The following is a 20,660-nucleotide window of genomic DNA, read 5'->3' as shown; positions in this document are numbered from 1 at the left end:
CCTAGCGTCTCTCCCGACACGGTGAACGGCAACGGGAGGACGGCGGCGTGGACGAACGCTCGGTGGAGCAGCGTCTGACGGACCGGGAGCGGATCGACGCGATCAAGGCGCTCAAATACCGCTACTGGCGAGCGTGTGACGGCAAGGATCCGGACGCGTTCCGTGCCTGCTTCGTCTCGTCCGGGGCGTCGATCGACTTCGGCCCGCTGGGCCGGTTCGACGACGCCGACCGGCTCACGGACATCTTCCGCAGGATCGCGCTCCACGAAGTGGACGGCAAGCACGTGATCCTTGACATGCACCACGGCTTCCATCCGGACATCGTGCTGCACAGCGACACCGAGGCGTCGGGCGCGTGGACGCTGAAGTTCCGCCAGGTCGATCTGCTGAAGCGGACGGAGACGGTGTCCTCCGGCGAGTACGACGACGCCTACCGCCTCGAGGACGGCGACTGGCGAATGTCGCGATGCCACTTCACCACTCGATGGTCGATCACCCGCCCGCTCACCCCGGACACGGTTGTCGTCCAGTGAGCGGCGGGGTAGCTCTGGTCACCGGGGGGAGCCGCGGCGTCGGCAAGGGCGTGGCGACGGCGCTGGGAGCCGCCGGATGGACCGTCTACCTCACCGGGCGCGGCCCTGTGACCGACGACAGCCCGCTGTCGGTGTCGGCACGGACGGTCACCGGCGCCGGTGGGACCGGCATCGCGGTGGCCTGCGATCACCGCGACGACGAGGACGTGCACAGCCTGTTCGCCCGGATCTCGGACGAGCAGGCCGGCCGACTCGACCTGCTGGTCAACAACGTGTGGGCCGCCCCCAAGGGATTCGGCGGGTTCAGCACGCCCTTCTGGGAGCGGCCACTCGGCGACTGGGACTCGCTGATCGGCGTCGGACTGCGCGCCCATTACGTCGCGTCCGTGGAGGCTGCGAGGTTGATGGTGCCCCGACGCTCCGGGTTGATCGCGAACATCTCGTCTTTCGGGACCCGCGGGCATCTGCACTCGGTGCTGTACGGCATGTCCAAGGCAGGGCTGGACAAGATGGCCAGCGACATGGCGGCGGAGCTGGCTCCGCACGACGTGCGCGCGGTCTCGCTGTGGCCGGGCATCGTGCGGACGGAGATGATCGTCGCCAGCGGCCTCGAAACCATCGCCGGCTTTCCCGTCGCGGACGCAGAATCCCCCGAATTCGTCGGCGAGGTGATCTGCGCCCTGACCGCGGACCCCACCCTCGCGGAGCGCAGCGGCCACACCTTCGTCACCGCGGAACTGGCCGTCGAATACGGCATCACCGACACGCACGGCCGGACCCCGCCGTCGCACAGGGAACCCTTCGGCGGCGGCCCGCTGTACTGAGCCGCCGGCTCAGTTCACGTCGCGCCGGCGGACGAGACCGGAGCAGTCGCAGGAGGCGCTGTCTGCGATCAAGATCGCGAGCCGCGACGCGATCGGCAACGTCCATGCGCTGCTGGCATCACTGCGGGGCGGCCAGGACAGCCCGCCGATCGCGCCCACCGCCGGGATCGGGGACCTGGACGGTGTGGTCGAGCGCGCCCGCGCCGCGGGTCTCGCGGTGACGACCGTCGTCGAAGGCGCACCGAGGCCGCTGCCGACCGTGGTCGACGTGGCTGCGGCGCGGATCGTCCAGGAGTCGCTCACCAATGTGGCCCGCCATTCCGGGGGCTCGTCAGCGCACGCGCGCTGGGTGCCGAGCTGACCGCCGGGATCAAACCGGGCGGCGGCTTCCGGGTGCAGGTGACGCTCCCCTTCGGCGGCGACACGGCGGGCCGGGCATGACGATTCGCGTGCTCGTCGCCGACGACCCGGCTCTCGTGCGGGCGGGGTTCGCCGCCCTGCTCGACGCGCAGGCCGACATCACCGTGGCCGGTCAGGCCGAGAACGGTGAGCAGGCGGTGAGCCTGACTCGATCGCTGGTCCCCGACGTCGTCCTCATGGACATCCGGATGCCGGTGCTCGACGGGCTGGAGGCGACCCGCCGTATCGCCGCCGATCCCGCGCTGTCCGGCGTGCGGGTGGTGGTGCTCACCACGTTCGAGCTGGACGAGTACGTGTTCGAGGCGATGCGCGCGGGAGCGACGGGTTTCCTCGTCAAACACACCGAACCCGCCGAACTGGTGCGGGCGGTCCGCGTGGTGGCCGACGGGGTGCTGTCACCGTCAGTGACGCGGAAGCTGGTCGCGGAGTTCGCGTCCCACGCCAAACGTCCGCCGCAGCCCACCCGCCTCGACGACCTGACCGAGCGCGAACGCGAGGTGATGATCCTGATCGCCGAGGGGCTCACCAACGCCGAGATCGGCTCACTACTGTTCCTGAGCCCGGCCACCGCCCGCACCCACGTCAGCCGGATTCTGTTGAAACTCGGCGCCCGGGACCGCACGCAACTGGTGGTCATGGCGTACGAATGGGGCCTCGTCCGGCCGGGCTGGCAGGACTGATTCCGTCGACGCCAGGACCGCCTTCGATCGTCCCGGCATGAGGGCCGCGGCGACGACCGCGACCGCCACGAATCCGGCTCCGACGTACAGGGCGGGCGCGAGGGCGTCGATGTATCCCGTCGGAGTCAGACTGCCGCCCGCACCGAGGAACACCGCGGTCAGGAGCGCGATGCCCAGCGCGACCCCGATCTCACGAAGCGTCGCGTTGGTCGAACTGGCCGTGCCGTGGTCGGCCTCGGGCATATCGGCGAGGACGGCGGTCGCGTTGGGAGCGAACGTCAGCCCCATACCTGCGCCCGCCATCACGAACGCCGGAATCATGCTGCCGTACGTGGCGCCCGGAACGATGAGCGACGCCATCCAGAGCAGCGACAATCCTTGCAGGACGAGTCCGGTGACGAGGAGGGTCCGGACTCCCAGCCGCGGCGCGAGCAGGCCTGCGATCGGCGCCACCAGCATGGGTGCGGCCGTCCACGGCAAGGTTCGCAGGCCGGCCTCGAACGGGGAGTACCCCATGACGATCTGGAGGTACTGCGACAGGAGGAAGACGGCGCCCATCATTCCCAGTGTGAACGTCAGCCCGATGACGTTGGCCAGGGAGAACTGACGGGACCGGAACAGCCGCAGCGGCATGACGGGGAAGGGTGTGCGCAACTCGCGTACCACGAACGCCGCCAGCAGCACCGCCGCTGCGACGAGAGCACCGAGCACCGTGGCGCTGGTCCAGCCGTCGTCGTTGCCGTGCACGATGCCCCAGACTCCGAGGAACACGGCGGCTCCGGCCAGAACGACGCCGAGCGGATCCAGCGGCTGCCGCTTTCCTTTCGACTCGCCGAGCGCATAGAGCGCCAACGGGATCGCGACCGCTGCGACGGGGACGTTGATCCAGAACACGGCCTGCCACGACACCCCGTCGACGACGGCGCCGCCGACCACCGGGCCCAGGGCAACACCGAGTCCCGAGACGCCACCCCAGATCCCGATGGCGAGGGCACGCTTGGCGAGCGGCACGGCACCGGCGAGCAGGGTGAGGGAGAGCGGCATGATCGCTGCCGCGCCGATGCCCTGGACGGCGCGCGCGGCGATCAGCATCTCGGAGGTGGTCGACAGGGCCGACGCGATCGATGCCAGCGCGAAGAGCACTATGCCCCAGAGGAATACACGGCGTCGACCGAGGCGGTCGCCGAGCGCGGACAGCGTCAGCATCAACGTCGCGAAGGCGAGCGTGTAGGCGTTCATGAACCACTGCAACTGCCCCACCGACGCGCCGAGGTCGCGCTGGATCACCGGCAGGGCGCTGGTCATCACCAGATTGTCGAGTGTGGCCATGAACATCGGTATCGAGGCGGCGACGATCGCCAGCCATACCGGCACCAGCCGGCCGCGGCCCTGCCCCGGGGGAGGCGCCGCCGATTCGTGTTCCAGTCGTTCGGAGAGTGTCGTCATGACGGGTCCTCGTATCCGAGTCGTGAGTACGGGATGACAGAAGTTGTAAGCATCAGATGATTACTTATTTCGAAGACTAGTAATCGACTGATAACATGTCAACATGGCACCGCCCGTGAAACAGACCCGCATGAGCGCGACCGAACGTCGCGAACTCGTACTGGCCGCCGCCTCCCGCGCGTTCGCCAGGGACGGCTATCACGGCACCAGCACCGACGCCGTCGCACGCGAGGCGGGGGTGTCCCAGCCCTACGTGGTGCGCATGTTCGGTTCCAAGTCGCGGCTGTTCGCGGACGTCTTCGACCGCGCGATGCGTCGGATCATGGACACCTTCGAGCCCTATTTCGACGATGTCGCCGCCGACCCGGAGAACGACGAGTCGTGGCTCCCGATGGGCATCGCGTACACCGAACTACTGGAGGACCGCGACCTCCTGCTCGTGATGATGCACGGCTTTACGTCCGGCGCGAACCCGGAGATCGGCGCGCTGGCCCGCGACTGGATGTCCCGGCTCTACACACAGATCCGGACGCGCACCGGGTGCAGCCCCGAACGGGCCCGCACCTTCATCGCCAACGGAATGCTGCTCAACACCCTCCTCGCCATGCAGGTACCGGAGCATGCCGGGCAGGATCCGGCGCTCGAGGAACTCGCCGTGTGCGCGTTCGGCAGCACCCTGGACGCCGTGGGCTCCGAGAACTGATCCGTGATCGGCGATTTCCGCTCTTGATCTTGCTCATCGGACACACGGCGGGGCACGATGGAAGCGTGCGGAAGGGGCGTCGCCGTGGACCGAGCCGTGGAGTCTCGACTGAGCTATTCCGACCGGGAGGGTCACCACCACACAGTGGACCTCTCCCCCGCTTCCGCGCGCGTCACGATCGGACGGTCGCCCGGTTCCGATCTACTCCTCACCGAGGACGACGAGGTTTCGCGGCTCCACGCCGTCCTCGAATGCGTCGGCACGCACTGGACCATCCTCGACGACGGGCTCTCCCGTAACGGCACCTTCGTCAACGGCGAGCGGCTCGCGGGGCGTCGGCGGCTCCGGCAGGGCGACAGCATCCGCATCGGCGGAACGAAGATCCGATACCTGGAATTCGGCGGCGCACTCGACGAGGCCACCCGGATGGGGACCGACATGCCCGAGGTCCGGTCCCTCACCGATACCCAGCGGGCGGTCCTCACGGCGCTGTGCCGGCCGTACAAGCACGGCGCCGCGTTCGCGAATCCCGCCTCGAACCAGCAGATCGCCCAGGAACTGTTTCTCAGCGTCGACGCGATCAAGACTCACCTGCGCGCGTTGTTCGCGAAGTTCGGCGTCGGCGATCTCCCCCAGAACCAGAAGCGGGTCAGCCTTGCCGAGCGGGCCATGCGCAGCGGCATCATCAACGAGCGCGATCTCTGATCAGCCGACGGCCATCAGTTCGCGGTCGAGCGCGGCGGTCTCACCGTGGGCGATCCGCTCGACGAGGCCGATGATGGCGAGCGCGACGTCCGCCGCACGCTCGAGGATCACCGAGTGGCCGGCTCCGTCGACGCTCACGAGCTCCGAAGCGGGCAGCTTCGAGGCCATCGCGACCGAATGCTGGAGCGGGGTGAGCATGTCCACCGAGCCGCACAGGATCAACGACGGAATGTGAGCCAGCGCGGCGAGGGAATGCCGCTCGTCGAACCCGAGCAGGGATTCGAGGAAACTCGACATGGTGACGACGGACGTGGTGTTGGCCATGGCCGCGACCAGCGCCGCCAGGCGAGGATCGACGACCCGGTTGCGGGCGCCTGCCGCGCGGGCGATCGCCGCACAGACGGTGCGTCCGACCCTCTTCGATCCGTGCACGACCCGGGGTGCCCGGCGCACTGCGGAGCGGAACAGCGACACCGCGGGGCTACGCAGGTGACGACCGAGACCGGCCTCGGCGAGATCGCACGCCGCGGTGGAGATCAGGGCCATGCCGACGATCCGCGAACCGATCGTGTGCGGGTTCTGCCGGGTGTAGGACAGTGCGGTCATTCCGCCCATCGAGTGCCCGACGAGGACGACCGGACCGTGCGGGGCGACGGCGTCGAGCACCGAGCCGAGGTCGCGGCCGAGCTGATCGATCGTGTAGGTGGCGGCCGGCGCCTCCCCCGACTCTCCGTGTCCCCGGTGATCGTAGAAAACCATGCGAACGTCGTTGCACCAGAATCGGACCAGCTGTTCGCGCAGTGCCCACCAGGACTCGGTGCGTAGGCAGTGACCGTGAACGAACACCACCGTGGTGGCTGCGTCGGGAGAACCGAACTCGCGAACTGCGAGCGTGATCCCGTCGTCGGTCCTGACCGTGAGGCGACGGCCCTCGTGCTCGTGCGCAACCGGGGTGTTCGTCATGATGGCCTCCTCGGTTTCTTCGCTCGCGGCTGGTGAAGCGTTACGTTCTTGCTTGTCCTCCACTGTGCCGTGCATGGTCTTCACCAACCAGGACCCCCAGTGGTGGCCGGTGCACCCGGAGGTGTTGGCCTTTCCACCCCTGAGGTGGGTGGACGCGGGCACGCCGAAGCCCCCTCACAGAGGGGGGCTCCCATCGGAAGACCTGCCCGATGCGCCGACCGTCGAGCATGCGGCGACCCGACAGTGCCCGGGTAGAGGACCCCGGAATCTCACCTCGTGAGTGCCGATCCCGGGTCCTCGCCGCGAAGAAGCGACCGGTCCGGGCCGCCCGTGACTGGAGCGGTCTTCGCCGCGCCTTCAGGATGCGGCGTCCAGTTCAGCCGGACCAGGCACCCTGGGGTGGGGAACCCGTCACCCCCAGGGAAGGCCGGGGCCACCCCCTCCGCCGAAGTCGTAACCGCCGACGTTCGCTCCGCCGGGTCCGGCCTTGATGCCGTCCACCGCGATCGGTCCGACGTGTGGGCCGCCGATGTCGACGTTGCCGCCCTGGGCGTTCGGTCCGGGGGCGACGGTAGCCACGGAGGGGTCGGACGAGGGGGCATCCGCATCCGGGGCGGCAGACGCGATGCCTGCGCCGGCCGCGAGAACGAAGAACGCGGCCGCGACGGTGGCACCCGTGCGTGTCAGTACGGTGGAGAGGTCGAATGAAGCCGACATAGGGAAGAACCTTTCGCAGTGCGTGGTGCCGGGGAGGCTGGGGAGGACAGTCCTGGCGCCGAGGGGCCGACACCCGCAGGTGACGGCCCCTCGGCACTGTTCAGGGAGATCGATCGATCACGACTCGGTCACCAGCAGATGATGAACCCGCAATTCTGGGTGTTGTCCGTGGTGGTCGTGTCGCCGGCACCCGCGCCCCCGTTTGCGTTGCCGCCGTTGGCATCACCGGCGTTGCCGCCGTTGGCATCTCCGGCGTTTCCTCCGTTGCCGCCGTTTCCTCCGTTGCCGGCGTTCTGCGGCCCGGTGGTGGTGCCCGGACTACCGATGACCGGCCCGCCGAGGACGACGTTTCCACCGGCGCCGTTGCCGCCGGCACCGCCGGCGCCGCCCTGCGACGTGCCGCCGTTGCCACCCTGCGAGGTCCCGCCCGGAGCGGTGCCGCCGTTGCCACCCGGATCAGCCGAGGCGATTCCTGCTCCGGCTGTGAGGGCGAAGCCCGCGATGGCGAGAGCGGAGAGGGTGCGCTTGAGGGTGTGTGCCATGTGTGGATCTTTCTGTGGGGGTGGGGTTTTGCTTGCCATATAAGAATGCGCCGATTGCACCCACCCGAACAGGTACCCCAGGGGGCGCTACCGGCACCCCGAGGGATGACGCCGCCCCACCCCGTAGAGCCGTGTCTACGGCCGCATTTCGTAGGCGCCGTCGTAATTCTCCACCTGCGCCCACACCCGCGAGAACCGCTCCGCGTCCACCACCGGGCGGCGAATCGCGCCGAGCGCCCACTTCTGCTGCGCCTCGGTGGCGGACGATTTACCGTGCAGCGCAACGGCATAACCGGAGAAGTCGCGGATCTGGAAGTCGAAGATCTGGTCGATCAGATCGCGATCGATGCCGGCGATCGCGGCTTGCTCGAGAATCAGGTGCCCGTAGACCACGAGCGAGAACAGGTGCCCGAGGTCGAGCAGGAAGTCGAGATCCTTCTGCTGGCCTGCATCGGGCGGGGCGGTGGTGAGCAGTTCCCTCAGCGCGATCGCCTGCTCGTGGAACCGGGCCACGTTGGGGACGTCCGAGTGCGCCTCGTAGGTCTTCGTCCAGTCGTGGAACTGAATCTTGCCCGCACCGCGGGTCGGGCCCTGGGCCCAGAAGAAGGCATCGTCGGCGGCGTCGAGCCGGGTTCCGATCTCCGGGTATTCCGCCGGGTTGAGCAGGTAGTTCGGCATGAACTTGAGGATGAGGCCGACGTTGACGTGCACGGTGCCCTCGAGCTTCGGCAGGGTGCCGATCAGCTGGGCAGCCTCGCGGAAGTAGGTGTTCTTCTCGTAGCCCTTTGCCGCGATGACGTCGTGCAGCAGCGCGATCACCTTCTCGCCTTCGGAGGTCACCTTCGCCTTCGTCATCGGGTTGAACAACAGGTACCGGCGATCGTCGAGACTCGCGTTGCGGAAGTAGTCGACGGAGCGTGCACTGAACAGCTTCATCGCGATCAGCCGGCTGTAGGCGTCGACGAAGTTTCCGCGCACGTGCGCGAAGTCGGTAACGGGGTTGCCGTAGAGAATCCTGTTGTGCGCGTGGGTGATCGACTCGTAGAACGCGTGCTCGGAGATCCCGATGGATCCCGTGCACAGGTTGAACTTGCCGACGTTGACCGTGTTCAGCGCGGCCTCGAAAGCGGCGACCCCCGTGTGGAGGATGTCCTCTTCTCGCACCGAGTAGTCCTCGAGCCGGAACGTGCTGACGTACATCTGGCCGTGCACCACATTGCCCTGCAGATGGTATGCCGGGTGGCGACTGTCCACGAGGAAGAAGACGTACCCGTCGCTGCCCTCCACATCGGTGCGCCTGCCGAACACCGACACCATGCCCGCGACGTTGCCGTTGCCGATGTAGTACTTGTCGCCGCTCGCGGTGAACGCAAGATCCGGGTCATTGTCCGCAGGGGTCAGCAGCATGTCCGTCGAGTAGACGTCCGCGCCGTGTTCCTTCTCCGACAGACCGAACGCCAGCACCCCGCCGTCGTCGAGGAGCGTCGCGGCGCGTTCCTTCGCAGCGCGGTTCCCGCTCATCCAGATGGGGCCGAGACCCAGGATGGTCACCTGCCACGCGTACCAGTACGCGAGACCGTAGAAACCGAAGATCTCACTGAGGGCGGCGTTGCGTGCCGCATCCCAGCGCTTGTCCGGATCGCCGCCCGCCAGGTCGGCAGGCGTGAGGAACTTCGCGAACAGTTTCTCCTGTTTCACGAACTCCAGGAAGTCGTCGGGCCACACGGCCTCGAGGTCGTCCTCGAGCAGCCGCTTCTTCCCCCGCGACTCGAACCACTCGATCAGCGCCCGCAGCAGTCTGCGCGTCTCCGGATCGAAATGCTCGGGATCGTAGGAGGTCGGATCGAACAGCAGGGAATTCGTCACAGCAGGCCTTTCGTCCGGACGTGTCAGGCCAAGCTAACAGTCCGGACGAAAGGCGTGGGGCGGTTTGATCAGCCCCTGACGGTCTCGACGATCTCGCTCAGCGCGGACTCGGCGGCCACCTCACGGCTCTCGCCGGTAAAGCGGTCGCGGACCTCCACCTTGCCCTCGCCCCAGCCACGGCCGACGACCACGACCAGCGGGACACCGAGCAGTTCGGAGTCCTTGAACTTCACGCCGGGCGATGCCTTGCGATCGTCGAGGATCACCTCGAGACCGGCCTTGTCGAGTTCGGCGGCGAGTCCCTCGGCGCCTTCCCGGGCGGTCTCGTCCTTGTTGGCGATCACCACGTGCACGTCCGCGGGCGACACCTCGGCCGGCCAGCGGAGGCCCTTCTCGTCGTGGTGCTGTTCCGCGATCACGGCGACGAGGCGGGAGACGCCGACACCGTAGGACCCCATGGTCGGGCGGACGGGCTTGCCGTTCTCGCCGAGCACGTCCACGGAGAACACGTCGGTGTACTTGCGGCCGAGCTGGAAGACGTGACCGATCTCGATTCCCCGGGCCGAGACGAGCGCGCCGGCTCCGTCGGGTGACGGGTCGCCGTCGCGGACCTCGGCGGCCTCGATGGTGCCGTCCGGGGTGAAGTCACGGCCCGCGACGAGCCCCACCACGTGCTTGCCCTTCTCGTCGGCTCCGGTGATCCAGCTGGTGCCGTCGACGATGCGCGGATCGACCAGGAAACGAACACCGTTGGCTTGCAGCGCCTTCGGTCCGATGTAGCCCTTGACCAGGAAGGGGTTGGCCGCGAAGTCGGCCTCGGTGAGCAATTCGAACTCCGCGGGCTCGAGGGAGGCACCGAGACGCTTGTCGTCCACCTCGCGGTCGCCGGGAACACCGATACCGAGCAGTTCCCACTCGCCACCGGGCTGCCGGGTCTTGACCAGGATGTTCTTCAGGGTGTCCGCCGCGGTGACGGTCCGACCCAGGTCGGCGCCGTTGGCCCAGTCGACGAGCGTCGCGATCGTGGGGGTGTCCGGTGTGTCGTGCACCTTCGCGGCAGGCAGTCCGTCGAACGGGACGGCCTCGGGAGCCAGGGTCTTCACGGCCTCGACGTTGGCGGCGTAGCCGGACTCGAGGCAGCGGACGTAGGTGTCCTCACCGATCTCGCTCTCGGCGAGGAACTCCTCCGACGCGCTGCCACCCATCGCACCGGACGTCGCCGACACGATCACGTACTTGACGCCGAGCCGGCTGAAGATCCGCTCGTAGGCGTCACGGTGCGCCCGGTACGACTCGGTGAGGCCCTCGTCGGTGAGGTCGAAGGAGTACGAGTCCTTCATGACGAACTCGCGGCCGCGGAGAATGCCGGCCCGCGGGCGCTCCTCGTCGCGATACTTGGTCTGCACCTGGTACAGGGTGACCGGGAAATCCTTGTACGAGTTGTACTCGCCCTTGACGGTGAGCGCGAACAGTTCCTCGTGGGTGGGGCCGAGCAGGTAGTCGCCGCCCTTGCGGTCCTTCAGGCGGAACAGTCCGTCGCCGTACTCGGTCCAGCGGTTGGACGCCTCGTACGGTTCGCGCGGCAGGAGCGCGGGCAGGGAGATCTCCTGGGCACCGATGCCGTTCATCTCTTCCCGCACCACCCGCTCGACCTCGCGCAGCACGCGCAGACCCAGCGGCAACCACGAGTAGACGCCGGGCGCGATGCGACGCACATAACCGGCGCGGACCAGCAGCTTGTGGCTGGGGACCTCGGCGTCGGCGGGGTCGTCGCGCAGAGTGCGGAGGAACAGGTGGGACAGGCGGGTAATCACGGGATACCAGAATAGTCGGCTGGGAGTGGGCCGAGCGCGTCGGTAGGGTTTCGTGCGTGCTGGTGTTACTTCCTCCCTCCGAAACCAAGTCCGACGGCGGCGCCGACGCGCCGCTCGACCTGGCCGAGCTGTCCATGCCGCAGCTCACCGAAACCCGCGAACTGCTGGTCCAGGCGTTGGTCGCGCTGGCGGCGGACGAGGAGGCGTCGCAGCTCGCGCTCGGCCTCGGCCCCACCCAGGCCGACGAGATCGAGCGGAACGCCAAACTGTGGGTCTCCCCCACCCGGCCCGCACTCGAGCGTTACACCGGTGTGCTGTTCGACGCGCTCGACGCGAAGTCGTTCACCAAGGCGCAGAAGTCCAAGGCGCTGTCGCGGCTGGCAATGGGGTCCGCGCTGTTCGGTGCGGTGCGCGCCGGCGATCTGATCCCCGCCTACCGGCTGTCGGGCGGGTCTAAGCTTCCCGAGCTGGGCACGCTCCGGGCGTTGTGGAAGCCGGAGCTGAGCCGGGCGATCGCCGCGGAAGCGGACGGTCTCGTCGTCGACCTGCGGTCGGGGACGTACCAGCAACTCGGACCGATCCCCGAGGCCGTGATCGCCACCGTCCTGACCGAGAAGCCCGACGGCACCCGCACCGTCGTCAGTCACTTCAACAAGCATCACAAGGGTCTGCTGGCGCGGGCGCTCACCGTGTCCCGCGCCGAACCCCAGGACGTTCGCGGGGTGGCGCGGGTGGCGTCGAAGGCCGGCCTGCGCGTCGAGGTGGCGTCGAACCGCGAGCTGATCATCCTCACCGACTGACCCCAGCTGTGAGTACTTATCAACCGCGGGCGGTTGATAAGTACTCACAGGCGGTCTATTCGGGCTTGACGGCCAGGACGGGTTTGCGGCAGGACAGCAGCAGGCGCTGGGCGGTGCTGCCCATCAGGAGCTTCCCGACGGGGGTGCGGTCGCGGATGCCGATCACGAGCAGTTCCGCGCTGGGCGCCGTCATGGCCTCGAGAATCACGTCGACGGTCTCGTCTCCCACGATCTGCCGGACTTCGTGGTCGACCCCGCTCGCAGCCAGCTTGCCTTCGAGTTCCTGCAGGTGCGCGTTGTCGGCGAACGACTGGTCGGCGAGGGAGTCGCCCTTCGACGTGTTGATCACGAGCAGCGACGTACCGCGCAGCTGCGCCTCCGCGACGCCGTGTTCGAGGGCCGCCCCTCCGAACTGGTCGGGGGTGTATCCGACGACGATCATGCGTGTGCCTTCTCTCTGGTGTCGGTGGCGTCGCCACCCGCCGGTCCGTCGGGGAAATCGGGCGCCGCGACGGGGTAATGCGAGCGGACGACCTTGGCGACGAGGGGTGCGATGAGGAGCACTGCGATCACGATGTAGACGATGATCGCGACGGGCTCGGTGAACAGGCTGCCCCAGTCACCGCCACCGAGCTGCAGGCTCTGCCGCAGTTGGCGTTCGATGCGCGGTCCGAGGATGACGCCGATGATCAGCGGCAGCACCGGCAGCCCGAACCTCCGCATCATCAGACCCATCAGCCCGAACGTCAGCAGCAGCGCGAGGTCGAGCCACTGGAGGTTGACGGCGAACGCGCCCAGCGCGGCGAAGAACAGGATGCCGGCGTAGAGGTAGGGGCGCGGTGTGCGGAGCAGCTTCGCCCACAGCGGTGCGAGCGGAAGGTTGAGCACCAGGAGCAGGAAGTTGCCGATGAACAGGCTCGCGATCAGCGTCCAGATCAGGAGCGGTTCCTTCTCGAACAGTGTCGGGCCCGGCTGGATTCCGTACGACACGAACGCCGTCAGCATGACCGCGGCGGTGGCGTTGGTCGGCAGGCCCAGCGACAGCATCGGCACGAGTGTGCCTGCCGCGGAGGCGTTGTTGGCGGCCTCCGGGCCGGCGACACCTTCGATGGCGCCCTTGCCGAATTCGTCCTTGTGCTTGGACAGCTTCTTCTCAGTGATGTAGGAGAGGAAGGTGGGCAGTTCGGCGCCGCCTGCGGGGAGTGCGCCGAACGGGAATCCGTAGGCGGTGCCCCGGAGCCACGGCTTCCACGAACGCTTCCAGTCGCTCTTGCCCATCCACGGCCTGCCGACGGGAATGACCTCGGCTGGCTTGCGGCGGAGGTGAGCGGCGACCCAGAGGGCCTCACCGAGTGCGAACACGGCGACCGCGACGACGACGATGTCGATCCCGTCGGACAGCTGCGGGATGCCGAACGTGGCACGCGGCTGACCGGTGAGGAAGTCGATGCCGACCAACCCGATCGCGAGACCGAGCAGCAGGGAGATGCATCCACGCATCTTCGAGGTTCCGAGGACGGCGGTGACGGCCACGAGGGCGAGCAGCATGATTGCGAGGTAGGACGGGGCTCCGAGGGTGACCGCGAAACTCGACACCATGGGCGCGAACAGCACCAGGAGCATCGTGCCGATCGACCCGGCGACGAACGACCCGATCGCGGCGGTCGCCAGGGCCTGCGCGGCCCTGCCGGCTTTCGCCATCTTGTTGCCCTCGATCGCCGTGATCACCGACGACGACTCCCCCGGCGTGTTCAGCAGGATCGACGTGGTGGAACCGCCGTACATGCCGCCGTAGTAGATGCCGGCGAACATGATGAAGGCGGCGCTCGGGCTGACGTTGTAGGTGACGGGAAGCAGGAGGGCCACGGTCATGGCCGGTCCGATACCCGGGAGCACGCCGACCGCCGTGCCGAGGAGGACGCCGATGCACGCGTAGAGCAGATTCATGGGGGTGGCTGCTTGCTCGAACCCCTGCAGCAGCCAGTTCAGATTGTCCATGTCAGAGAATTCCGTCCAGAATGCCGGCGGGCAGCGGTATTCCGAGCCCGACGTAGAACGCGTAGAAGCTGCCGAATCCGAGCACGGCCCCGATGACGATGTTCCGCACCCAGTGGCGGCTGCCCAGAATGGTTGCGGCCCCGGCGAACAGGACGGTGCCGATGATCGCCCAGCCCAGGAAGTCGACGAGCGCGATGGTCACGACGAACAGCCCGACGAGTAGGCCCACCGTCTTCCAGTCACCCGGGGAGTCCGGATCGACGTCCTCGCCGCTGTCGGCTTCCCCGGTGGAGCCCCGCAGGATCGCGACGGCGAGCACCACAGCGAAGACCAGCAGTCCCCCGCCGATGACGAGCGGGAACAGTCGCGGGCCCACCGGGTCGACCTTCGCGAAGCCGTCGCTGAGCGACAGTGCGTCGACGATGAGGAACACCCCGATCACCGCCATCACCGCGGAGACGATGAACTGTGCGTAGTCGCGCCGCTTCGGCGCCGGGGCCGTGTCCGCGGAGACGGCGGACGGTTCTGCGGGCGCGGTCATGTCAGCCCCAATTCGGCCAGGGTGGACGAGACCCGCTCGTCCTGGTCCCGGAGGAACTGCTCGAACTCCGGTCCCGTCGTGAAGGCGTCACTCCAACCGTTCTTCACCAGGGCCTCCTTCCATTCCGGTGTGTCGTGCAACTTTTCGAGCGCCTCGACCATGTCGGCCTTGGCGCCGTCGGACAGTCCCGGCGGCGCCAGGATTCCCCGCCAGTTGGTGAAGGTCAGGTCCACCCCGGCCTCCGTGAGGGTCGGCGCGTCGATTCCTTCGACCCGCTCGTTCCCCGACACCGCGAGGACCCGGACCTGGCCGGCCTCGATCTGGTCGACGTACTCGCCGAGTCCCGACGTGCCTGCGGTGATCTTCTGGCCGAGAAGGGCAGTCAGCAGGTCACCGCCGCCGTCGTAGGACACGTAGTTCACCGCGTTCGGGTCCACTCCGACCGCGCGGGCCGTCTCCATCGGAAACAGGTGGTCGGGACCGCCGGGCGAGGAACCGCCGCCGATGGTGATCGACGCCGGGTCGGCGCGCCATGCGGCCACGAAGTCGTCGATGGTCTGCAACGGCGAATCCGCGGGCACGAGGATGCCCTCCTGCTCCTCGACCACCTTGGCCAGCGCGGTGGCCTCGGAGACGCGTGCGGTGGATCCGTTGGTGTAGCCGGCGCCGACGACACCCAGGCCCATCATCATCATGAGGTCGTCGTTGCCGGCCTCGTTCATCAGCCTGGCCATCGCGACCGTTCCACCTGCGCCGATCACGTTGAAGACCTCGACGCGGCCGGTGATGCCCTCGTCTTCCATGATCTTCACCGCGGTCCGCGCCGTGAGGTCGTAGCCGCCGCCCGGACTGTTCGGAACCATCATCCGCACCCTGTGCAGGCCCTCGTCCTCGCCGCGGGTGACCCCGCAGCCGGCCACGAGGAGGCCTACGAGCGCGAGCAGGAGCAGCGCGCGTACCCTGCTCCCGCTACCTGTTCTCGACATCGTTCCTCATTTCGCCATGAATGTGATCTTCCGCAATACTGAACCTCAGGGGTGATGCACGTCACCTATGCGAACGAAACGGAACTTAAGTTCATTGTGGTCACCACTTCATCCCCGCGTGCGTAGCCTCGCGGGCCAGGTTCTGCTCCTCCAGCTCGTCGTCGTCGGCGTCGTGCTGCTCGCGGTGGCCGCCGTGTCGGTCCACCAGTCGACCGTGGAGTTCCGCGACCTCCAGGGTCAGCGCATGATCGCGGTGGCCGAGAACGTGGCGTCGACGCCGGTGGTGCGCGACCAGCTGTCGGACCGCTCGGTCGAGCGCGTGCTGGCGCCGGAGGTCGATCGCGCCGTCAACCTGTCGGGCGCCACTCTCGCCGAGATCGTCGCGCCGAACGGGGCGGTGACCGTGTCGTCCGATCCGACGCGGCTCGGGGTGCCCGCGGAACTCGGCGCCAGCGATGTGATGACCGGGCGGGCCTGGTCGGGCGACGTGGAGGTCGACGGCCGCCGCGCCATCGTCGGGCATGTCCCGATCCTGTCCGCCACCGGGGACGTCCTCGCGGTCGTGTCCGTCAGCGACGACTACCCGTCCGTGTGGGACCTGCTCAGCAGCGCGGGCGCGCGCCTGCTCCTGTATCTCGGAATCGGTGCCGGTCTCGGGCTTCTCGGCTCGTGGCTGCTGTCCCGCCGGATCAAGACCCACACCCGCGGTCTCGAGATCGCCGAGATCGCAAGCCTTGCCGACCATCGCGAGGCCCTGTTGCACAGCATCCGCGAGGGTGTGGTCGCGGTGAACCCCGACGGGGTGATCACCCTGCTGAACGACAGCGCCCAGGAACTGCTCGACCTCACCGACGACGCCGTCGGCCGACACGTCGACGACGTCGCGCTCGACCCCGCCGTTCGGCAGTACTTACTCAACGGAGAGGACGGCCGCGACGTGGTGCTGTCGACGTCGTCGCGCATGCTCGCGCTGAGCCGGCGTGCGGCCACCAGCCAGGGGCACAAGATCGGCACCGTCACCACGATGCGTGACAGCACCGAACTGGCATCGATGCAGAGCCAGCTGTCTTCGCACAAGAGCGTCACCGACACCCTGCGCGCGCAGACGCACGAGTTCGCCAACCAGCTGCACACGATCTCGGGCCTGACGCAGCTCGGTGACTACGACGCGGTCACCGACTTCGTCGGCACCCTCACCCGCCGCCGAGCCGAGATCAGTGATGCTGTCACGCAACGCATCTCGGATCCGGCCGTCGCCGCGCTGCTGATCGCGAAGACGTCGCTCGCCGCCGAGACCGGGGTGTCGCTGACGCTGGAACCCGACTCGCACCTGCACGCCCTCGACCCCGAACTCGCCACCGACGTGATCACCGTCCTCGGCAATCTCATCGACAACGCCGTCGACGTGTCCGAGGGCGGCCGGGACGCGCGGATCTCGATCCGGATCACCGACGACGACGGCATTCTCATCGAGGTCGCCGATTCCGGCCCCGGAGTTCCCGAGACGATGCGGGAGGAGATCTTCTCGCGCGGTGTCACCTCGAAGCCGGGCACACCCGGTGGCCGGGGAATCGGGCTCGCCCTGGTCCGTCTCGTCAGCTCCCAGCACGGTGGGTCCGCAGCCGTGTCGGACGCACCCGGCACCGGTGGTGCCTTGTTCACCGTCCACGTGCCGCGTAGCTAGACTCTCCGATCATGACGGGACGGCGTGGCGATGTATGAGGTCCTGGTCGTCGACGACGACTTCATGGTCGCGGAGATCCACCGCCGATTCGTCGACAAGACACCGGGGTTCACCACCGTCGGGGTCGCACGGACTGCCGCCGAGGCCCTCGAATCGGTGCACACCGCAAACCCCGACCTCGTGCTTCTCGACGTCTACCTGCCGGACATGTCCGGCCTCGACGTCCTGCAACGACTGCGGGCGGAGGGCAACGCCGTCGGCGTCATCATGATCACCGCCGCCCGGGAGATCGACACCGTCAGCCGCGCACTGCACGGCGGCGCCTCCGACTATCTCGTCAAACCGTTCGACTACACGCAATTACAGGAGAAACTCGAGAACTTCCGGCGCCGTGCCCGGGCGCTCGAATCGCAGTCCGGCGCAGACCAATCCCTGATCGATTCCCTGTTCGGGGGCAAGGGCAAGAATCCGGAGTCGAGCCGGCTCCCGAAGGGGCTCAGCGCCGAAACCGGCCGCCTGGTGCTCGACATCCTGCGGTCGAAGGGCGAGCTGTCGTCGACCGAATGCGCCGAACTCGCCGGACTGTCCCGGGTCAGCGTGCGCCGTTACCTCGAGCACTACCTGTCCGAGGGACTGCTCGAGGTCCGGCTCGAGTACGGGGGCGCAGGCAGGCCCGTCCGCCGGTACCGGCCTGCCCCACGCTGACACGGTTCGTCAGGATCGGGTGCAGGTGCCGGCGAGGGCGAACGGTGTCGAGTCGCCGGCGTCACGGCGCTCCGCGCGGTCCAGCAGGGCGAGCGTTCCGGAACCGAACGTCGGTGAGTAGGACACCGAGTCGGTGCACCCGCCGTGGTCGAGGCCGCCGACGAGCGCGACGACCCGCGAACCCGTGACCCACGGGCCTCCACTCGTTCCCTCGCCGAGACCGTCGCAGACCACCGTGGGATAGCTGTCCGTCGACGTGGTCGCGGCGGTGCACGACACCGGACCCTCGCCGAGGGTCGGATAGCCGGTCACGGCCACGGTGGTCGCGGGTGCCGGCGCGGACGCCAACTCGAAACCCCCGCCGACCACCGATTCGACGGAAGCCGGCACGGTGGTTCCGCTCGGGGCCACCCGGAGAACGGCGTAGTCGTGCTGCGGGTCCTGCGACTCCAGCCAGGCGGGGTCGACGTAGATCTGAGACACCGTCCACAGTCCGAACGGGGACACGCCGCGGTCGAATCCGGGCGCGAACGACAGCGCGCCGCCCGACCCCGCGATGCAGTGCGCGGCGGTGAGGACGAGGTCGCCGTCCGCGCTGTCCAGAACCGATCCGGTGCAGACGTGGATCGGCGTGCCGGCCAGGAACAGCGGACCGACGCGAGGATCCGGTGCGGCGGGCGCAGGCGCGGCGGCGGCCGATCCCCCGGCTACGCAGGCAGCGAGGAGCAGGCCCACCGCGGCTGCCCCCGTGACGGATGTGCGGGAGGGCTTGACCACAGGACCATCATGCTCCGCCCGCCGCGCGCCGGGAGGCGGATTTCTGCGACCGGCCAGCCGGTCAGCTGCGTGGCGGAAGCTGCTGCAGCGCCCACTCGTTGCCGTCGGGGTCGGCGAAGTACACGAAGCGCCCCCACGCCAGGTCCTGTACCTCGCTGACCGGAACGCCACGGGAGGACAGCTCGGCGTGGGCGGCATCGGCGTCGTCGATGACGATCTGCAACCCGTGCACCGAGCCGGGCGGGGTGTCGACCAGGCCCTCGCCGACGGCAATCGAGCACGCCGACCCGGGAGGCGTGAGCTGGACGAAACGCACGTTCTCGCTCACGCGGTGGTCGTGGTCGACGACGAAGCCGACCTGGTCGGCGTAGAACGCCTTGGCCCGGTCCACGTCGGACACCGGCAGGATGATCAGCTCGATTTTGTAGTCCATGACCGGATGCTATAGACGGCCTCCGACAACCGGGCCGAAACCGGACCGGACCGCGTTCACGCCTGCTGCGCCGCCTTCTCGGCGGCCTGCGCCTGCGCGACCTGTTGCGGGGTGAAGCGGATGAACAGCGCGGCCAGTCCGGCGATGAAGGCGCAGCCGGCGCTGCCGACGAGGGCGAAGGTGTACCCGTTGCCGAGCGCCTCGAGTTGCGTCGGATTCATGTCGGCGACCTTGCCGGAGATGCCGCCGAGGGACAACGTGCGCGAGGTGGCCATCGCCCCGATGACGGCGAGGGCGAGGGGTCCACCGAGGGTCTGCGCCACCTGGGCGATCGCGGCGAGCGGACCGATCTCCGTCTCGGACACACCGGCGATGGCGCACAGCGGGAGCGGGACGACGGCGAGTCCGACGCCGAATCCGATACCGATGACCGGTACGAACAGGTTGCCGAGGTAGGTGGCGGAGCTGTCGAGGGTCGAGCCGTAGAGCAGCCCGACCACCATGATCGCGGCGCCGGCGATCACGAGCCACCGGGGCTGGATCCGGACGGCGAGCTTGGACGCCACAGCGGCCGCGCCGCCGAGGCCGAACGCGAACGGGATGAACGCGAGGCCCGCCTCGAGGGGGCTGTAACCGAGAATGTCCTGGACGAACAACGCCACGAAGGCGGCGACCGTGAACATGACGGCACCGGCGAAGAAGATCGCGACGAGCGTCGCAACCCGGTTTTTGTCGCGGAACAGGGAGAACGGCAGCAGCGGGTTGTCGGCGGTCCGCTCGACGTACAGGAACGCGCAGAACAGCAGCAGACCGGCGACGAGCGCGCCGACCACGTACGGACTCCCCCAGCCGAGTTCCGGCCCCTCGGTGAGCGCGAACACCACGCCCGTCGCCGCGACCGTCGCGAGAACCGCCCCGGGAACGTCGAGGGCCAGGCGCTCGCCCGCGGTCTCCTTCAGTGCCACGAACGCGCATCCCACGATGACGACGCCGATGGGGACGTTGATGAGGAAGATCAGGCGCCACGACACCTCGGTGAGGGCGCCTCCGATGATCAGTCCCGCGATCGACCCGATGCCCGTCATGGCCGCGAAGATCGCGATGGCCTGGTTGCGCGCAGGTCCGGCCGCGAACGTGGTCGCGACCAGGGCCAGTGCTGTCGGGGACGCCACCGCGGCGCCGACACCCTGCAGGAACCGGGCGGCGATCAGCATGAACTCGCCCACCGCGAGACCGCACAGCAGCGAGGCGACGGTGAACAGGGCGACACCGCCGACGAACATCTTCTTCCGGCCGAACGCGTCGCCGAGCCGTCCCCCGAGGAGCATGAGGCCGCCGAACGCGAGCGCGTACGACGTCAGCACCCAGTTGCGGCCGCTGTCGCTGAGACCGAGATCGGCCTGCAGCGGCGCGAGCGCCAGGTTGGCGACGGTGCCGTCGAGGACCACCATCATCTGCAGCCCGCTCAGCACGATGATCGCAAGCCCCATCACGCGGGTGGCGGCGGGCGGATTCACCGTGGC

General features: G+C 68.4%; 21 protein-coding genes and 1 pseudogene. 8 read left to right on the top strand and 14 right to left on the bottom strand.

What is annotated here, in order from left to right:
* Nucleotides 1-47: 47 nt before the first annotated feature.
* Nucleotides 48-533: a nuclear transport factor 2 family protein gene (locus ACFVJ3_RS01175; RefSeq protein ID WP_378450290.1), complete on the top strand. Its 486-nt coding sequence runs from the start codon at nucleotides 48-50 to the stop codon at nucleotides 531-533.
* The gene (locus ACFVJ3_RS01170) at nucleotides 530-1,357 is read left to right on the top strand and encodes an SDR family NAD(P)-dependent oxidoreductase (protein WP_378450289.1); all 828 of its coding nucleotides are present in this window, start codon (nucleotides 530-532) and stop codon (nucleotides 1,355-1,357) included. Before ACFVJ3_RS01175 ends, ACFVJ3_RS01170 begins: the two co-directional genes overlap by 4 nt.
* A 9-nt stretch (nucleotides 1,358-1,366) precedes the next feature.
* Here ACFVJ3_RS01170 and ACFVJ3_RS01165 read toward each other — a convergent pair whose 3' ends face one another.
* Nucleotides 1,367-1,660 (bottom strand): hypothetical protein, encoded by a 294-nt coding sequence (locus ACFVJ3_RS01165; protein WP_378450288.1) that lies wholly within the window; start codon nucleotides 1,658-1,660, stop codon nucleotides 1,367-1,369.
* A 2-nt stretch (nucleotides 1,661-1,662) separates the two neighbouring features.
* On the opposite strand from ACFVJ3_RS01165, the pseudogene ACFVJ3_RS01160 reads away from it, so the two are divergent.
* A pseudogene (locus ACFVJ3_RS01160) lies at nucleotides 1,663-2,358 on the top strand (response regulator); the annotation flags it as partial.
* On the opposite strand, the gene ACFVJ3_RS01155 reads toward ACFVJ3_RS01160, so the two are convergent.
* Complete coding sequence (locus ACFVJ3_RS01155; protein ID WP_378450287.1) at nucleotides 2,323-3,903, bottom strand: MFS transporter; 1,581 nt, start codon at nucleotides 3,901-3,903, stop codon at nucleotides 2,323-2,325. The pseudogene ACFVJ3_RS01160 and the gene ACFVJ3_RS01155 sit on opposite strands and share 36 nt — an antisense overlap.
* A 103-nt stretch (nucleotides 3,904-4,006) precedes the next feature.
* Between ACFVJ3_RS01155 and ACFVJ3_RS01150 the strand changes: the two genes are divergently transcribed.
* Nucleotides 4,007-4,606 carry a TetR/AcrR family transcriptional regulator gene (locus ACFVJ3_RS01150; protein WP_378450286.1) on the top strand — a complete coding sequence of 200 codons (600 nt, stop codon included), beginning with the start codon at nucleotides 4,007-4,009 and terminating at the stop codon, nucleotides 4,604-4,606.
* 57 nt (nucleotides 4,607-4,663) lie between these two features.
* Nucleotides 4,664-5,311: an FHA domain-containing protein gene (locus ACFVJ3_RS01145; protein WP_378450285.1), complete on the top strand. Its 648-nt coding sequence runs from the start codon at nucleotides 4,664-4,666 to the stop codon at nucleotides 5,309-5,311.
* Here ACFVJ3_RS01145 and ACFVJ3_RS01140 read toward each other — a convergent pair whose 3' ends face one another.
* The 5 genes from ACFVJ3_RS01140 to ACFVJ3_RS01120 form a co-directional block, all read right to left on the bottom strand.
* A complete protein-coding gene (locus ACFVJ3_RS01140; protein WP_378450284.1) occupies nucleotides 5,312-6,274 on the bottom strand; it encodes an alpha/beta fold hydrolase in 963 nt (320 codons plus the stop codon).
* Between the two features lie 411 nt (nucleotides 6,275-6,685).
* Nucleotides 6,686-6,991: a hypothetical protein gene (locus ACFVJ3_RS01135; protein WP_378450283.1), complete on the bottom strand. Its 306-nt coding sequence runs from the start codon at nucleotides 6,989-6,991 to the stop codon at nucleotides 6,686-6,688.
* 128 nt (nucleotides 6,992-7,119) lie between these two features.
* Nucleotides 7,120-7,533: a hypothetical protein gene (locus ACFVJ3_RS01130; protein WP_378450282.1), complete on the bottom strand. Its 414-nt coding sequence runs from the start codon at nucleotides 7,531-7,533 to the stop codon at nucleotides 7,120-7,122.
* 135 nt (nucleotides 7,534-7,668) lie between these two features.
* Nucleotides 7,669-9,399 (bottom strand): acyl-CoA dehydrogenase family protein, encoded by a 1,731-nt coding sequence (locus ACFVJ3_RS01125; protein ID WP_378450281.1) that lies wholly within the window; start codon nucleotides 9,397-9,399, stop codon nucleotides 7,669-7,671.
* Nucleotides 9,400-9,467: 68 nt separating this feature from the next.
* Nucleotides 9,468-11,213, bottom strand: a complete 1,746-nt coding sequence (locus ACFVJ3_RS01120; RefSeq protein WP_378450280.1) for a proline--tRNA ligase — start codon at nucleotides 11,211-11,213, stop codon at nucleotides 9,468-9,470.
* A gap of 56 nt (nucleotides 11,214-11,269) precedes the next feature.
* Here ACFVJ3_RS01120 and yaaA point away from each other — a divergent pair, with 56 nt between their 5' ends.
* Nucleotides 11,270-12,013, top strand: coding sequence for a peroxide stress protein YaaA (gene yaaA / locus ACFVJ3_RS01115; protein ID WP_378450279.1), 744 nt, complete (start codon nucleotides 11,270-11,272; stop codon nucleotides 12,011-12,013).
* A gap of 55 nt (nucleotides 12,014-12,068) precedes the next feature.
* Here yaaA and ACFVJ3_RS01110 read toward each other — a convergent pair whose 3' ends face one another.
* The 4 genes from ACFVJ3_RS01110 to ACFVJ3_RS01095 are packed head-to-tail and all read right to left on the bottom strand — an operon-like array spanning nucleotide 12,069 to nucleotide 15,538.
* Complete coding sequence (locus tag ACFVJ3_RS01110; RefSeq protein WP_037245669.1) at nucleotides 12,069-12,455, bottom strand: universal stress protein; 387 nt, start codon at nucleotides 12,453-12,455, stop codon at nucleotides 12,069-12,071.
* Nucleotides 12,452-14,011, bottom strand: a complete 1,560-nt coding sequence (locus ACFVJ3_RS01105) for a tripartite tricarboxylate transporter permease (protein WP_378450278.1) — start codon at nucleotides 14,009-14,011, stop codon at nucleotides 12,452-12,454. Before ACFVJ3_RS01105 ends, ACFVJ3_RS01110 begins: the two co-directional genes overlap by 4 nt.
* Before the next feature lies 1 nt (nucleotide 14,012).
* Entirely contained in the window at nucleotides 14,013-14,552 is a 540-nt protein-coding gene (locus ACFVJ3_RS01100) for a tripartite tricarboxylate transporter TctB family protein (RefSeq protein WP_378450277.1), read from the bottom strand.
* Nucleotides 14,549-15,538, bottom strand: a complete 990-nt coding sequence (locus tag ACFVJ3_RS01095; protein ID WP_005259246.1) for a tripartite tricarboxylate transporter substrate binding protein — start codon at nucleotides 15,536-15,538, stop codon at nucleotides 14,549-14,551. Before ACFVJ3_RS01095 ends, ACFVJ3_RS01100 begins: the two co-directional genes overlap by 4 nt.
* A gap of 67 nt (nucleotides 15,539-15,605) precedes the next feature.
* Here ACFVJ3_RS01095 and ACFVJ3_RS01090 point away from each other — a divergent pair, with 67 nt between their 5' ends.
* The gene (locus tag ACFVJ3_RS01090) at nucleotides 15,606-17,222 is read left to right on the top strand and encodes an ATP-binding protein (protein WP_378450276.1); all 1,617 of its coding nucleotides are present in this window, start codon (nucleotides 15,606-15,608) and stop codon (nucleotides 17,220-17,222) included.
* A 30-nt stretch (nucleotides 17,223-17,252) separates the two neighbouring features.
* Entirely contained in the window at nucleotides 17,253-17,927 is a 675-nt protein-coding gene (locus tag ACFVJ3_RS01085) for a response regulator (protein ID WP_378450275.1), read from the top strand.
* 9 nt (nucleotides 17,928-17,936) lie between these two features.
* Here ACFVJ3_RS01085 and ACFVJ3_RS01080 read toward each other — a convergent pair whose 3' ends face one another.
* The 3 genes from ACFVJ3_RS01080 to ACFVJ3_RS01070 form a co-directional block, all read right to left on the bottom strand.
* Complete coding sequence (locus tag ACFVJ3_RS01080; protein WP_378450274.1) at nucleotides 17,937-18,704, bottom strand: trypsin-like serine peptidase; 768 nt, start codon at nucleotides 18,702-18,704, stop codon at nucleotides 17,937-17,939.
* A 61-nt stretch (nucleotides 18,705-18,765) separates the two neighbouring features.
* Nucleotides 18,766-19,137 carry a glyoxalase superfamily protein gene (locus ACFVJ3_RS01075; RefSeq protein WP_378450273.1) on the bottom strand — a complete coding sequence of 124 codons (372 nt, stop codon included), beginning with the start codon at nucleotides 19,135-19,137 and terminating at the stop codon, nucleotides 18,766-18,768.
* A 56-nt stretch (nucleotides 19,138-19,193) separates the two neighbouring features.
* A complete protein-coding gene (locus ACFVJ3_RS01070) occupies nucleotides 19,194-20,627 on the bottom strand; it encodes an MFS transporter (RefSeq protein WP_378450407.1) in 1,434 nt (477 codons plus the stop codon).
* Nucleotides 20,628-20,660: the final 33 nt, after the last annotated feature.

It is taken from the genome of Rhodococcus sp. NPDC127593 (assembly GCF_042671975.1).
Lineage (GTDB): Bacteria > Actinomycetota > Actinomycetes > Mycobacteriales > Mycobacteriaceae > Rhodococcus_F.
Note: the sequence above shows the minus strand (reverse complement) of the source record. Positions and strands in the feature narration are given on the sequence as shown.

What these genes read in the sequence shown, in the direction of transcription:
- ACFVJ3_RS01075 (WP_378450273.1), bottom strand. Translation starts at nt 19,137, where the DNA reads ATGGACTACAAAATCGAGCTGATCATCCTGCCGGTGTCCGACGTGGAC.
- ACFVJ3_RS01145 (WP_378450285.1), top strand. Translation starts at nt 4,664, where the DNA reads ATGGAAGCGTGCGGAAGGGGCGTCGCCGTGGACCGAGCCGTGGAGTCT.
- ACFVJ3_RS01105 (WP_378450278.1), bottom strand. Translation starts at nt 14,011, where the DNA reads ATGGACAATCTGAACTGGCTGCTGCAGGGGTTCGAGCAAGCAGCCACC.
- ACFVJ3_RS01070 (WP_378450407.1), bottom strand. Translation starts at nt 20,627, where the DNA reads ATGGGGCTTGCGATCATCGTGCTGAGCGGGCTGCAGATGATGGTGGTC.
- ACFVJ3_RS01140 (WP_378450284.1), bottom strand. Translation starts at nt 6,274, where the DNA reads ATGACGAACACCCCGGTTGCGCACGAGCACGAGGGCCGTCGCCTCACG.
- ACFVJ3_RS01130 (WP_378450282.1), bottom strand. Translation starts at nt 7,533, where the DNA reads ATGGCACACACCCTCAAGCGCACCCTCTCCGCTCTCGCCATCGCGGGC.
- ACFVJ3_RS01150 (WP_378450286.1), top strand. Translation starts at nt 4,007, where the DNA reads ATGGCACCGCCCGTGAAACAGACCCGCATGAGCGCGACCGAACGTCGC.
- ACFVJ3_RS01110 (WP_037245669.1), bottom strand. Translation starts at nt 12,455, where the DNA reads ATGATCGTCGTCGGATACACCCCCGACCAGTTCGGAGGGGCGGCCCTC.
- ACFVJ3_RS01100 (WP_378450277.1), bottom strand. Translation starts at nt 14,552, where the DNA reads ATGACCGCGCCCGCAGAACCGTCCGCCGTCTCCGCGGACACGGCCCCG.
- ACFVJ3_RS01085 (WP_378450275.1), top strand. Translation starts at nt 17,253, where the DNA reads ATGTATGAGGTCCTGGTCGTCGACGACGACTTCATGGTCGCGGAGATC.
- ACFVJ3_RS01155 (WP_378450287.1), bottom strand. Translation starts at nt 3,903, where the DNA reads ATGACGACACTCTCCGAACGACTGGAACACGAATCGGCGGCGCCTCCC.
- ACFVJ3_RS01095 (WP_005259246.1), bottom strand. Translation starts at nt 15,538, where the DNA reads ATGTCGAGAACAGGTAGCGGGAGCAGGGTACGCGCGCTGCTCCTGCTC.
- ACFVJ3_RS01135 (WP_378450283.1), bottom strand. Translation starts at nt 6,991, where the DNA reads ATGTCGGCTTCATTCGACCTCTCCACCGTACTGACACGCACGGGTGCC.
- ACFVJ3_RS01090 (WP_378450276.1), top strand. Translation starts at nt 15,606, where the DNA reads ATGCGAACGAAACGGAACTTAAGTTCATTGTGGTCACCACTTCATCCC.